This is a genomic window from Candidatus Dadabacteria bacterium, from assembly GCA_009837205.1.
Taxonomy (GTDB): domain Bacteria; phylum Desulfobacterota_D; class UBA1144; order Nemesobacterales; family Nemesobacteraceae; genus Nemesobacter.
On sequence record VXTZ01000024.1, the window covers coordinates 41,457 to 54,650 of the forward strand.

Sequence of the window (13,194 nt, forward strand, 5' to 3'; positions counted from 1 at the left end):
GAAAAACTATTCCCGGTCTTCCCTTTTCGAGTTAACGATCAGGTTTCCAAGCTCCGTGAAAACCGCTTCTCCATCGAAGTTCGATACGTAGCTCGAAACCGCCTTGAGGTCAAGCGGAGCGGAGCTTGGCGATACGGAGAAAATCCCGGAGAGAAAAAAATCAATGTCGGAGAGCTCAGAACCCAGCAGCACGCTGTCCTTTCTTCCCACGCTGTCGAGAACATAAGCGCGGTCGGCGGTTATTAGGTGACCGTTCTCTTCGACCAGGCCCCCGAACCCGTTTGTTGAGACGAAGTGCCTGGCACCGGGACCGTAAAAGACAATTTCCACTTCAAGGGAACGAAGCTCCTGAAGAAGCTCGGGTGCAGACAAGTTCTCAGGAATCCCTAGGTCGCCGCTTGAGGCGGAGTCAAACACCGCGACGTTTACCAGGAGGCAGGTAACCTCGTGGAACTTCTTTTCCATATCCGTCCTTATCCTTGTCAGAACATCCGTGCGGCGTTTTCGCAATTTACCCTACTCCCGGAACTGCCTTAAGTATAATTGTTACGATAATGATACCGATTAGAAGCACAATAAAAACCGAGATCGTCCCCTTTGTGAATTACGCGCTTCTCGCCGTAAACGTACTGGTTTTCGCGTATACCCTTCTTCTGACAGGGGAGGCACTTGAGATGTTCTACCATACGCACGGTATTGTGCCCAGCAAGATAACCACCCTCGAGGCCTACGGATTCCTTGACAGAACGGCAAAATATTTCAGTTCCATGTTCATCCATGAAAACTGGATACACCTAGCCGGAAATCTAATTTTCCTCTACATATTCGGAAACGCGATTGAAGATCTGCTGGGCCACGCAAGATACCTGCTTTTCTATCTCGTGTGCGGGCTGCTAGCCGTATTCATCCAGGTGGCTTTAAACTCCCACTCCGCAGTTCCGGTAATAGGAGCAAGCGGGGCGATTTCCGGAGTCCTGGGCGCATACATGCTCTTTTTCCCAAGATCAAAAATTCTTACGCTTTTCATAGTCCTGGTATTTGTCTACTTCGTGCGCATAAGGGCTTACCTTTTCATAATTTTCTGGTTTGCCGTTCAGTTTCTGACCGGAATCGGCTATATTGGTGACGCGGGAACCGAGGGCCTGTGGGTGCATATGTCAGGATTTGCCTGCGGAGCCATAGCCGGAGGGAGTTTTCTTTACACGCGGGGATACCGAAGTAAGAAATACAAAGCCGGTTACGGAACGGGGTGGTACGGACAAGATGACTAGCAAGAAAATGGACAATCTGGGAATAATAGCGGCCGGAGGACCCGCCCCCGGGATAAACGGCGTGATAAGCTCGGCCACTATCGAGGCCAGAAACAGGGGGAAGAAAGTAATTGGAATTCTCGACGGGTTTAAGTGGATCTCCATGGGAGACACCTCGAAAGTTCTAGATCTTGATATCCAGAACACCTCGAGGATTCACACAACCGGCGGCTCGATTATCGGAATATCCAGACAAAATCCCCTTGCGACTGAGCAAACCTTTAAAAACACGGTTTCCTCGATTGAAAAACTCGGCATAGGCAACCTGATAACCATAGGCGGCGACGGAACAATGTTTCTCGCAAAGACGCTTCACGAGCACTTCGGGGGAAGATTAAAGATAGCGCACCTGCCCAAAACAATAGACAACAATATCGCCCTTCCCGACTACATATCAACCTTCGGATTCGAGACCGCAAGGGATGTGGGAGCGAAGATAATGAACAACATAATGGAAGAGGCGAGAACTACGGGCAGGTGGTTTCTGGTTATAACCATGGGGAGAAGAACCGGCCACCTGGCTCTTGGAATCGGGCAGTCATCAGGAGCCACCATAACGATAATCCCAGAGGATTTCGAAGAGGAAAAAGTGCCTCTTGAGAAGGTCGTAGCCATTCTCGAGGGTTCCATAATAAAAAGAATGAGCATGGGGAGGGAGTACGGAGTGGCGATACTCGCCGAAGGAATGCTTGACAAGATAGATCCCGTTGACTTGGGACTTATGGACAAAGACGGCATGGGAAGAATAAGGTACGTTGACGTTAACTTCGGTCAGCTTCTCAAAAGCACTCTTGGCGAAAAACTCTCCGAAAAAGGAGTCGAAGTGGAACTGGTGCACAAGAGACTGGGCTATGAAATGCGCTCGGCCAATCCGATTCCGTTTGACGTGGATTATACGCGAAAGCTCGGCTACTGCGCCGTCAAGTACCTGCTTGACGGAGAGGAAGACGGGGCTCTTGTATATGTAAGAACGGGGAAAATACAAGCGATCCCGTTTCAAGAACTAATAGATGAAAAAACAAACAGCATCAAAGTGAGATATATGGACAAGAACACAGAAGCCTACGAGGTTTCGCAAAAATACATGATCAAGTTAAATCGCGACGATATTGAAACACCCGTGGCCCTTAAAAAGCTCTCTGAACAGACCAGCCTTAACGGCGGCGAATTCAGGGAGTACTTCTCAAAAATCTTCCGCTGACGCCGCACGCTACGCTCCTTTCTAGCCCAAGCGGTCTCTCCACGAAACTGGCGGGACGCAAGTCGGAAGAAAAGCTAACTAAAATCAGTCCTTTATGTGATGTTTTTCGTCAACCGGTTTTATCAGGAGATTGCTTATCAAAGCGATTATTAATAGCGCCGCCATCACATACATCGTCGAGTTGTACAAGGAAGCCGTGGGATCTACTGTCCCCTCAGGCGCGATATCCATGAGTTTCGCAAGCGTTACGGTTTTATTTTGTACGAGTATCTCGAGGTCGTTAACTCCGGCTCCGAAAGTCTTGACGAATTCATCCGGCGATACCATTTCTGCGAGGCGATTGATTTCGGCCATAAGCGAACGATCTCTAAGCGAGGTGACCGCCAAGGGGCCGAGCACTCCGGCGACGCTCCAAGCGGTCAGCAAACGTCCGTAGATGCCGCCGACGTAGCGAGTACCAAACAGGTCGGCAAGATATGCCGGAACGGTGGCGAAGACTCCCCCGTAGAAAGTAAAAATTATCATCGTCGCCGCGTAAAACATTAACAGCCAGAAAATCGAAGGATTAAGATTCACCTGGAGGGCAGCCACGGGAATGGACAAATACAAGAAAAAACCGACCGCGCAAAATATCGAACACGTATTGCGCCGCCCTAGTTTATCGGAGGCACTTGCCCATATAATCCGCCCTAGCATGTTGAACATGCCGATCATCAAGACATAAGTGGCGGCAAAGGTAACATCAACAATATCCGGAAGCGCGCTGCTGAATATCTCGGTCATCATCGTCTTGGCGACAGAGATAATCCCGATGCCGGCTGTAACGTTGAGGCACAGTACGACCCACACTTGGTAGAACTGAGATGTTTTTAACGCCTGATCCATATGCACATCTTTCTGACTGATCATTCGCTTGCTGGAATCCTTATCGGCCGGCGGCTCCCATCCCTTCGGTCTATACCCCGGAACCGGAACACGATATAAAAACGCCGAGATCATTATCACAAGAAAATAAACCACTCCGAAGAGAAGGAAGGTCTGGGCGACTCCCGCAGAACCGGTGCCAACCACATACACCCCGGCCACTTCGGTTCCGGGCGCCAGCACATGTGCCGCCTCGGTGGCCCCCGCGACGACAACCTCTTTTAGCTGACCGCCTACTTCAACAAAGCGTCGGCCCGAATGAGTGATCATATCGACAGCGTCGGCCGTCCCCAGATATTGAGGCGCCTTGTAAAAGTACTTGAGGAAAAATTCCTTAAGCGGCACCGCAACCATCGCCCCGCCACCGAAGCCCATGATCGCCATTCCGGCAGCCAAGCCGCGTCGGTCCGGAAACCAGCGAATTAAATTGCTGACCGGTGAAACATAACCTAAACCCAGACCGATACCGCCGATTACGCCGTAACCCAGATAAATCAGCCACAGTTGATGCAAGGTAACACCGAGACTGCTGAGCATGTAGCCGCCACCCCAAAAACACGCTGCCGCCACACAGACCATGCGTGGTCCCACCTTCTCAACCCATTTGCCGGCAAACGCCGCCGTAAGCCCAGTGAACGCGATCGCAACGCTGAATATCCACACTACCTGACGCAGGGTCCAATCGTCCCCCGCACTAGTGGCAACGCCAAGCACTTCAACTAACGCCGGATTATATATGCTCCAGGCGTAAACGGAACCAATGCACAGGTGAACCGCAATAGACGGAGGTACAGCCAGCCAGCGGTTGAATTCCGGACCTCTAACGATACGTTCTTTTGATAAAAGACTCGTCATTGGCTGTATCACGTAGTTAGTCGACGAGGTAGAGCTGAAGCGACATACAGCCGACGAGGGGATTCGAACCCCTGACCTGCTCATTACGAGTGAGCTGCTCTACCACTGAGCTACATCGGCAGTAATTGTCTGGTTAATTATGACACAGGAAAAAATTTTGTGAATATGATGTTAATAGCACGCCATCTGTCCGGTTTTGCTGAAGAAGGATTGTCTGGATTTATCTTCTCCACAGGAGGAGGTATCCATGGACCAGACAAGGTTTCTGCAGAGAGTCAGGATGAACCAGTTCGAGAGGGTATACAGGAGATGGAAGGAGAAGAAGGTGACACAGGCAGAGGCGGCAGAGCAGTTCGGTATAGGGAAGAGGACGTTTCGTCGTTACACAGTCCGATACAGCAACGAAGGGATGCGTGGGCTTTTGGACCGCCGGCTGGGAGCACTCTCCCACAACCGGGCCCCGCAGGAGGAGAGCTCGGAGGTGATGGAGTTATACAAGACTCTTTATAACTACCTCCTTAAAATTTGCATTTATCTATACAGACCACCCACATTCCTCCCCTGTCCACTATCTCGTATGTATATCTATAATTGTTACACTTGATCTTGACGTTCCCTTTCCACCCCACGAAAAGACTGCTCACACTATTGCATGTATACCCATATAAACGGATTATCTGGACACCTTGTTCTACCGCTCCTCTGCTAAAATTCGAGTCAATCAAAGCATCCGGTTCTATGCGTACTTGAGGATAAGCAGAGAGGGGAATAAATAAAAAGAACAGCACGGCCAATAAAGCTAAAATCCTTCTCATAACAAACATTTTCCTCGGCCCTGAATATAGTGGTACCGAGCCTTACTTGTTAGTCAAAACGAGCTTGGACGTACCGTTTATTTCTCTGGACGGGTGTTATATTCACGGAGACCCGACAGAGCGGGTTCGTTTCAACTAACAAGCGATTAAAAATATAATGGAAGGAATAAATAAGTAAAAAACAGAAACAAATATGGTTTCTATTTCCCTCTAACTATTGACTTTTTCCTATTATCAGGTATATTTATTACCACGACAAACGAGAAGTCGAATCACACATCATAAGGAACACGCTTACTATCTTACTTCATTCGTTTAGTAGCATTTCGGCCATACTATCGAGCTTTGTTTTTACAAATCGCCATTCGGGCATTACCTTGTCCAGCAACCGGTAAAATCGCGGACTATGGTTATGCTCCTGAAGATGACAGAGTTCGTGCAGGATTACATAATCCACGCATTCACGAGGCGCTTTTACTAAGTGTGGATTGAGTAAGATTTTTCCCCGCGGAGAACAACTTCCCCACTGCTTTTTCATCTTCAGCAATTGCAAGCTAGGGATTGATTCGAGCCATGTAACTGTATCAAAAAGTGCCTCTATACGGCATTGAAATGTTTTCCTAGCCCGCTCGCGATACCATTTATCAATTTTCTTCTTAATCACAGCCGGGTCTTTGTTCAACCCCTCAACGCAGAGATATCCTCGAAATAATTTGACCGAATCCTCTTTCTTAGCACCACAATCAACCTTAAGTTGGTAACGCCGTCCCAAGTAAAAGAAGCTCTCTCCGCTAACATAACTTCTCGGCAGTACATTCTGTCGCAATTTGCGCACTTCGGAAAGATGCCGCTTAATCCAGTTCGCACGTTTAAGAACGGCAGCATGAATTTCATCCATTGATCGGTTTTCTGGAGCGTTGACCCGAACGCTTCCATCGGGACGGATACGAATCGCTACTTCCTTGAGACGTCTCGACGTGAAGCAAATGTCATACTCAAACTTCTCATCTCCATAGACAAAACTCTTTTTAATCATCTAAAGTGCCCCTTTGCCGACTCCAACTCGAGTAATATGGATTACCCGCTCAATGATTTTCTTTGCATTATCGAGCCCGACAATTTCAAATAAAAGCTTCAACAGCGTCTTGCGTATTTCCGCCTCCATGTTCTGAGAACTTATGGAATATGTAGCAACTGCACTTCTAACGACTTTGTCAATATTAAAAACCAGCTCTGCAATCCTGTCATGTTCTTTTTTGTCTAACCTCTCAAAATATTCTTCTCCAAGTACAAGACGGAAAACACCATAATATGCCTTGGCATACCGGTTATCATTAAAGACATTCGGAACTGTATCCACCTCGCGGTTACTGATTTTCTCTTCAAGGTCCCTGAGTAGGACATATTGCTTGTACGGATAATCAAACATTGCATCCGCTTCCTCAATCGCTCGCCTTAAAAGCTCCGAAAACATTTGTTGCGCATAAGGATCATCACCCAGATCCTGCTCTATGATTCGCTCGATACGACTTTTTATTACATCAGTCTCATTTCTCGTTTTCTCTTTTGTCCAGTTCTCTGGGTCTTTATTTTGCCCAAGCTCATCCACTAGAATTGTGCCCTCGGGTTCCCGAACCCCAGTGCCAACAATATGCTTATCAACCAAGCTACTAATCTGTCTTTCGTAAGTACTGTAATCGACGGCTTCATGGGCATCCTGTCTAACGATTTTCCTAAGACTGGTAAAAAAACTCAGGTCTTTCTTATAGGTTTGAATCAGTGATTCCGAGAAAAAAGAGTCTTCAAAAAAAGACCGGGAGGAAAGCGCTGTTTTAAGACACATTCCATACTCTGTTAGTGCTACGTAAAAATCTTCCCGGGTTTTTTGACGCACATCATAATTTCTTCCCTCTGCGTCTTTTTCGTATTGAGGTATCAAGATGCTACGGTATTGTTCAAGGTCTTTTCTGTTTTCGACCACAACAAAGATTTTCCATAAACGATCATGCAGGACAGGCAATCTTTTGTATTCGGCACTTACCTGTCGATACAAACCGTTTAAGTCGTCAATGTCATAACCTTGCTGAGTACGATCTGCGAGATCCTGATACTTCTTAATCGCCGTGTCAAGCTCTTTGAGAATGCCTCGATAATCTATTAGCAAGCCATAATCCTTGGCATCATGCAACCGGTTTACGCGTGCAACGGCCTGAATAAGATTGTGCTGTTTAAGCGGTTTGTCGATATAAAGCACTGCGTTTCTAGGTTCGTCAAACCCAGTCAAAAGCTTGTCGACAACTATCAGTAAGTCCGGCGGGTCATCTGTTCCGAACCGTTCAACAACATCCCGTTCATATTCGTGCTGGTTTCCCTGAATATTCTCTCTCCACCACTGCTGAACTTCTGGTACGTCTCTTTCGTCAATGCTGTAATGTTCCTTGCGAGTATCAGGCGGAGAAATTACCACCGCACTCGACACAAGACCGGTTTTGTCCAAATATTTTTTGTACCGGATGGCAGAAAGCCTGCTATCGGTAGCAACCTCGCCCTTTAGACCCTGTCCGAGTTTTTTGAAGTTCTCGTTGAAATGAACTGCAATGTCCCAGGCAATCAGCTCAATGCGATTAGCCGAACCGTATAAAGGCCCCTTATTCCCCCACTTCTTTTTTAGATCGTTTCTCTGCCTGTCGGAGAGACTCGCGGTTATTTTTTCAAACCAATTATCAATAGCCTCCTCAGTTACGTTGAGTTCGGATCTACGCTCTTCATAGAGCAACGGGGTCACAGTGTGGTCCTCCACGGCTCTGCGCATTGTGTAGGTGTGTATAATCGGACCAAATTTCTCGGTAGTCTTCTCTCCTTTGAGAAGCGGCGTACCAGTAAACGCGATGTATGACGCGTTGGGAATGGCATGTTTCATACGTTCGTGGGTTTCACCGCCATGACTGCGGTGTCCTTCATCCACGATAACAATTATGTCCTCGCTATCGTTTCGGCACTCTGGCAGCTTAGAAGCCGTATTAAACTTGTCGATAATCGTAAAGATAATCCGTTCATTGCCCTTGCCAATGCGGTTCGCAAGATCCTTTCCTGAAGAGACTTTGGCTTTCTCACCCTTTTTCACTCCAGCAATTTCTGAACCGAATGCTCCACTCGTCAAGAATGTCCTAGCAAGCTGCTTTTCAAGATCAATGCGGTCGGTTACAACAACAATCCTACAGTTCTTGAGATCAGGATGTAACAAAAGCGCCTTACAAAGAAAAACCATTGTGAAGGACTTGCCCGAACCGGTCGTGTGCCAGATAACGCCGTCCTCGCGTCCTCCCTCGGGCTTTTTTTCTTTAATTCTTTTGACAAGAGATTTGACACCGAATGCCTGTTGATAACGGGCGGCGACCTTGCCAACTCTCTGATCAAATAATAGGTAGAAGCGGATGAACTCAAGAAACTGTTTTGGCGATAGCAGACTGATTATCAGCCTGTCTTGGTCTGTAGTCATCTGTTTCTCGGACCATAGGCTCTCAAAATACTCTCTAACCTCTAGAGGCCGGTTCGCAAAAATCGTGGCCTTTGCAGGATATGAAAGTGGCGTATTCTTGATTTTCGAAAAATGATCCTCTTCAAACTCTTCTTCCCGCCACTTGGCCCAGAATTTCTTCGGCGTTGCAGTAGTTCCGTAGCGTCCGTCCGTGCCACTTATGCTTAACAGAAGCTGGCTATAGATAAACAAATGGGGAATTTCGTCTCTCTTTTGGTTGCGGATATTCTGACTGATACCCTCATCAACAATAGATTTATTGAGACTTCCAGAATCTGGCCTCTTGGCCTCAATTATAGCCAAAGGAATGCCGTTTACGTAACATACTATGTCCGGTTTCCTAGTATGTGTGCCATCTGATGAAAGAACTTCTAACTCTTCGGTAACGATAAAGCTATTAGTTGATAGATTTTCCCAGTCAATGATCGAGATAGTTGGCGAATGCTTTTTGCCATCTATAAACTCAGTAACAGTGGTCCCTAGGCACAATTTATTGTAAAAGCGCTCGTTTGACGAGAGTAATCCCTCGTGAAGCGAAGAGACCGACAGTTCACGAACAATCTGCTCGATCGCATTAGAAGAAAGCTGATATTTATTGCCCTTATACTCAAAGCGGCGCTTGCTAAGTTCCTCTATAAGCACATTGGGCATAAGCACTTCTTGCATACTACCCCTAGCGGAAAGACACTTCTCAGTAGACATAAAACTCCATCCCATCGCTACAAGGGTTTGCAAGGCAGGAATGTGCGAACTGTATTGTTCTGTGGTCTCTGGAGTTCCGTTCATACTATTCTTTACTTTATCTATGCCTCCTTTGTCGAAACTTTCTAGGCAAATCCGCAATGAGTCCCTAAGAGGCCACAACTCCCTTTATTCTTATGCATTCCATTTAGATGCCAAAGTAGTCTATCCACCAAGGTATCCGCGGTTTGTTGTTTAAGATATAATTGACGATGTATCATCGGGCAGGTTTTTGGCTTCTTTTTCTTCATTCAACTCGTGATCATCCTCAAGAACATTTAAAGCGTTAAAATCCTGCTTTAAGAGATAAACAGAAAACGAATGGCTCTTACTCATTTAGTGCTTTCCATTTTTACACGCCGGTTACCAGTTAAAAGTTGTTGCATTAGAGCTTTTTTCTCTTGATGCAATACAGTGGCAATAGCTTTGAATTTAGCTATTTCTTCATCCATTGTCCTTAATATGATCCCTATAGTTCGTTGTGTCTGGATTGAAGGAACATGCACTGTCATTTGGCGAAAATATCGCTGGGAGAGCACATAGCGTTGTCCGCTCCCTTCACACAACTGATATGCCTGTCTAAAAAAATGAGGGGATTTGAATGCGTAAGCACTGAAGTTTAAATCCCACAACTCATGAAGACGAAGCCTGACAACATGATAACTGTATACCGATCCACAGATATTCTCGGTAGCAACTGCGGAATGTGCAATATCACTTCGTGTTTCAGAAGATGGGGTAAAAAAAATATCTCCTTTTTGGATATCGCAACTTGCAATTTGACGATCTGGGGCAGTAACCCAGTGATCTAAATCCTTGTCAAAAATATAATCCTTGTTTAAAACATCAAGATAATTCAGGAGCCTAACAGATTTCTCATCAGCCTTCGTTTTCTTATCCACACCAGCACCAGAGATTTCTCCAAGCTCACCAATAGATACTTCTGACCAACTTTCCCCAAAAACCCTTTCCTCACCAAAAAACAACTGCTGCATCAGTGCTTTTTTTTGAGCTTGACTGTTGGAAATAAGCTCTTCCACAACTTCAATAGCTTGATCCCAAGTAGAAAGGATTTTAGCTATTTTGCGTTGCTCAAACAGCGGTGGCGCTACTATACGTAGTTTTTTTACATCATTGGAGTTAATTGCGGGATAATTCGAACCAACTACAAGCGCATGAAACTGTGCTCGTAACTGGTGAGTGAAAAGAAGATGAAATATGTATGATTCTTCAAAAGATTTGTTTAATTTGACCACTGCAAACCCTGTAGAAGCAATACATTTTCGGTGATCGGAACCCACCCTAGCGAAACCCAGAAGATTGGGTCTTACCGTTGAAATCAGGATATCTCCTTCTCCAACAATACGCCGAGCCCGCGATGGAGCATCTGCAAACTTACACTTCTCTAGTGGCCCAACAATTCTTCCAGGTTCTACATTGGACAATGAGATATATTCAAACTCGAAGTCAGGTTTGGTTTTCGATCCAAGGTTTTGCAGATCAATCTCGGCAATATCCCCCAAGAGCACCTCACGCCATCCATCAATCATACCAGACCTCTTTTTGGGGTTTAGTTATCTTGGTCAACTGATTTTTACTCATAGCCTAATTCTTTTAAGTATCCCTCCATTTCTATTTCCAGCTTAGCCAACTGGGCTTTTAGTTTTTCCCGTTCTTTCTTAACGGTCATTAGATCAATTTCCTCTTCCTCCTCAAAGGTATTGACATAGCGAGGAATGTTGAGGTTATAATCGTTTCCCCTGATTTCATCGACTGTTGCCAGATACGCATATTTATCGAGATGCTCTCGATTATGGCAAGTAACAACTATCTTTTTGATATTTTCCTCTGTTAGCTGATTCTGGTTCTTACCGTCCTTGTACTCACGGCTGGCTTCCACAAAAAGTACATCCGTGTTCGGCTTGTTACACCTGAACACTAATATCGCAGCGGGAATCCCAGTGCCGTAAAACAGTTTTTCCGGCAGACCAATAACGATATCCAACAGATTTTCTTCAATGAGTCGCTTTCTGATTTTACCTTCGGACGCACCGCGGAATAATACACCGTGTGGCACAACAATACCCATACGTCCGGTTCTGGGTTTGAGAGTTTCGATCATGTGTAGAACAAAGGCGTAATCTCCTCTGGTCTTTGGTGGCAAACCACGCCGAAAACGACCGAACCTATCCTCCTCCGCCTTTTCTCGACCCCATTTGTCAAGACTGAACGGAGGATTAGCAACAACAACATCAAAAAGCTTCAGTCCATTCTCATCGCCAAGAAGTTTAGGATTGCGTATAGTATCACCCCATTCTATACGGTGATTGTCTTCACCATGAAGGAACATATTCATCTTAGCAAGCGCCCAAGTGCTACCAATGGCCTCTTGGCCGTAAAGTGAGTAATGTTTGTGAGAAATATCGCTTGTTTTTTGAACCTGAAGGCCACATTTTATTAGTAATGAACCGGAACCGCAGGCCGGATCGCAGATCTCATCTCCTTCTTTGGGCGCAATAAGTTCGGCAATCAGTTCTGAAACCTCAGGCGGAGTGTAAAACTCTCCTGCTTTCTTGCCGCCCGTAGCTGCAAAATTTCTGATGAGAAACTCATAGGCGTTTCCGATCACGTCAAGATTACCGATTCGGCTTGGGCTCAAATCCAGCTCGGGCCGTTCGAAATCTTCCAGAACATGGCGGAGAATATCGTTCTTCTGTGCCTCATCACCAAGCCGTGTACTGTTAAAACTTATATCCTGAAACACATCCCGAAGCTTGTGAATGTTGGCCTCCTCAATTGCATGGAGTGCTTTGTCAATGCGCTCGCCATTTCCAGGCTCGTAGCGGTGTTCGTAAAGAGCGTAGAAGCTGGCATCCTCGGGAAGAACAAAGCGTTCGTTCTTCATGAGTTCTTCAATAAATTCTGGATGTTCCCCATGCTCTTCTTTATACTTAGTATAGTGATCTTTCCATACGTCTGATATGTACTTCACAAACAACATGGTCAGAATGTAATCCTTGTAAATACTTGGATCAACGATTCCCCGAAAACTGTCGCAGGCCCCCCAGACAACCTGATTGATTTCTTCCTGATCAATAAAATCTTCCATTTCTCTAATCTCCCTTCTGTTTTGCTAAAGCCATAACTGCTAAGGCACGCATCTGGCGGTTTCTGTTTCCAATCATATCGAGAAGTAGTTGTTTTTCCCGAACCGCTGCCTCGTGAAAAACAACTATGGCTTCTTGCGTACTAATGTTCGGCACCGAAATAGGTAAATTCTCCAATACCTGCCGCCTAATGCTAGTGATGTATGAACCTGTTGCCAAAGTAGACAAATATTGCTGTGCCGAAACTTGATTGATTTGCCACGCGATGAATGCCGGCAATACTGGGATTTCATCCCTCAGGCGGATCAGGAACAGATGGGGGGAACAAACAGCTTTCAAATTGACTTCATTTAAACAGGCCGCAACGTTTCGATTGCCATGCGCAGTAAAAAGTATGTCCCCCCTCTTCAACCACTCAGGCTTGCGGCGACTAGTTAAACGGGTGCGTACAAGATTTTCCCAGTTCAACCCAGTTTCGGTGTTAATGTCTTTGATCTGAACAACAGCGACCTCGCTATTAGGATCCTCTTTAATCTTACCGCGAAACGGGTAACCGGAGATAATGGTTGACAAATTGCCAAGCTTCGTTAGTTTTATTTCCTCATATGTCATGATGCATAATAAAAAATATATTTTAAAAAATAAAAAATCAAAAAAATTTTTACCCCATAAGAAATGGGGCTTGATTTATTGGGATAAGATG

The 13,194-nt window shown here is 45.8% G+C and carries 10 protein-coding genes and 1 tRNA gene; 3 read left to right on the plus strand and 8 right to left on the minus strand.

All coding sequences use genetic code 11. The features are described from left to right. Positions 1 to 6: 6 nt before the first annotated feature. Positions 7 to 465 (minus strand): hypothetical protein, encoded by a 459-nt coding sequence (locus F4Z13_05655; protein MXZ48719.1) that lies wholly within the window; start codon positions 463 to 465, stop codon positions 7 to 9. A gap of 89 nt (positions 466 to 554) precedes the next feature. Here F4Z13_05655 and F4Z13_05660 point away from each other — a divergent pair, with 89 nt between their 5' ends. Continuing rightward, positions 555 to 1,271 carry a rhomboid family intramembrane serine protease gene (locus tag F4Z13_05660; protein MXZ48720.1) on the plus strand — a complete coding sequence of 239 codons (717 nt, stop codon included), beginning with the start codon at positions 555 to 557 and terminating at the stop codon, positions 1,269 to 1,271. Continuing rightward, positions 1,264 to 2,511 carry a 6-phosphofructokinase gene (locus F4Z13_05665; GenBank protein ID MXZ48721.1) on the plus strand — a complete coding sequence of 416 codons (1,248 nt, stop codon included), beginning with the start codon at positions 1,264 to 1,266 and terminating at the stop codon, positions 2,509 to 2,511. The genes F4Z13_05660 and F4Z13_05665 overlap by 8 nt, the downstream gene beginning before the upstream one ends. An 84-nt stretch (positions 2,512 to 2,595) precedes the next feature. Here the strand turns inward: F4Z13_05665 and F4Z13_05670 are convergent, their stop codons facing one another. Continuing rightward, positions 2,596 to 4,290, minus strand: a complete 1,695-nt coding sequence (locus tag F4Z13_05670; protein MXZ48722.1) for an OFA family MFS transporter — start codon at positions 4,288 to 4,290, stop codon at positions 2,596 to 2,598. Between the two features lie 48 nt (positions 4,291 to 4,338). Then, a tRNA-Thr gene (locus tag F4Z13_05675) sits at positions 4,339 to 4,410 on the minus strand. Positions 4,411 to 4,537: 127 nt separating this feature from the next. Here F4Z13_05675 and F4Z13_05680 point away from each other — a divergent pair. Further along, positions 4,538 to 4,894: a helix-turn-helix domain-containing protein gene (locus tag F4Z13_05680; GenBank protein MXZ48723.1), complete on the plus strand. Its 357-nt coding sequence runs from the start codon at positions 4,538 to 4,540 to the stop codon at positions 4,892 to 4,894. 518 nt (positions 4,895 to 5,412) lie between these two features. Here the strand turns inward: F4Z13_05680 and F4Z13_05685 are convergent. The 5 genes from F4Z13_05685 to F4Z13_05705 form a co-directional block, all read right to left on the minus strand. Continuing rightward, the gene (locus F4Z13_05685; protein ID MXZ48724.1) at positions 5,413 to 6,141 is read right to left on the minus strand and encodes a M48 family metallopeptidase; all 729 of its coding nucleotides are present in this window, start codon (positions 6,139 to 6,141) and stop codon (positions 5,413 to 5,415) included. Beyond that, positions 6,142 to 9,429 carry a type I restriction endonuclease subunit R gene (locus F4Z13_05690; GenBank protein MXZ48725.1) on the minus strand — a complete coding sequence of 1,096 codons (3,288 nt, stop codon included), beginning with the start codon at positions 9,427 to 9,429 and terminating at the stop codon, positions 6,142 to 6,144. Between the two features lie 287 nt (positions 9,430 to 9,716). Beyond that, complete coding sequence (locus tag F4Z13_05695) at positions 9,717 to 10,934, minus strand: restriction endonuclease subunit S (GenBank protein MXZ48726.1); 1,218 nt, start codon at positions 10,932 to 10,934, stop codon at positions 9,717 to 9,719. 44 nt (positions 10,935 to 10,978) lie between these two features. Continuing rightward, positions 10,979 to 12,493 (minus strand): type I restriction-modification system subunit M, encoded by a 1,515-nt coding sequence (locus F4Z13_05700; GenBank protein ID MXZ48727.1) that lies wholly within the window; start codon positions 12,491 to 12,493, stop codon positions 10,979 to 10,981. A 4-nt stretch (positions 12,494 to 12,497) separates the two neighbouring features. Next, positions 12,498 to 13,103 (minus strand): restriction endonuclease subunit S, encoded by a 606-nt coding sequence (locus tag F4Z13_05705; GenBank protein MXZ48728.1) that lies wholly within the window; start codon positions 13,101 to 13,103, stop codon positions 12,498 to 12,500. Between the last annotated feature and the right edge of the window lie 91 nt (positions 13,104 to 13,194).

What these genes read in the sequence shown, in the direction of transcription:
- F4Z13_05655 (MXZ48719.1), bottom strand. Translation starts at nt 465, where the DNA reads ATGGAAAAGAAGTTCCACGAGGTTACCTGCCTCCTGGTAAACGTCGCG.
- F4Z13_05660 (MXZ48720.1), top strand. Translation starts at nt 555, where the DNA reads ATGATACCGATTAGAAGCACAATAAAAACCGAGATCGTCCCCTTTGTG.
- F4Z13_05665 (MXZ48721.1), top strand. Translation starts at nt 1,264, where the DNA reads ATGACTAGCAAGAAAATGGACAATCTGGGAATAATAGCGGCCGGAGGA.
- F4Z13_05670 (MXZ48722.1), bottom strand. Translation starts at nt 4,290, where the DNA reads ATGACGAGTCTTTTATCAAAAGAACGTATCGTTAGAGGTCCGGAATTC.
- F4Z13_05680 (MXZ48723.1), top strand. Translation starts at nt 4,538, where the DNA reads ATGGACCAGACAAGGTTTCTGCAGAGAGTCAGGATGAACCAGTTCGAG.
- F4Z13_05685 (MXZ48724.1), bottom strand. Translation starts at nt 6,141, where the DNA reads ATGATTAAAAAGAGTTTTGTCTATGGAGATGAGAAGTTTGAGTATGAC.
- F4Z13_05690 (MXZ48725.1), bottom strand. Translation starts at nt 9,429, where the DNA reads ATGAACGGAACTCCAGAGACCACAGAACAATACAGTTCGCACATTCCT.
- F4Z13_05695 (MXZ48726.1), bottom strand. Translation starts at nt 10,934, where the DNA reads ATGATTGATGGATGGCGTGAGGTGCTCTTGGGGGATATTGCCGAGATT.
- F4Z13_05700 (MXZ48727.1), bottom strand. Translation starts at nt 12,493, where the DNA reads ATGGAAGATTTTATTGATCAGGAAGAAATCAATCAGGTTGTCTGGGGG.
- F4Z13_05705 (MXZ48728.1), bottom strand. Translation starts at nt 13,103, where the DNA reads ATGACATATGAGGAAATAAAACTAACGAAGCTTGGCAATTTGTCAACC.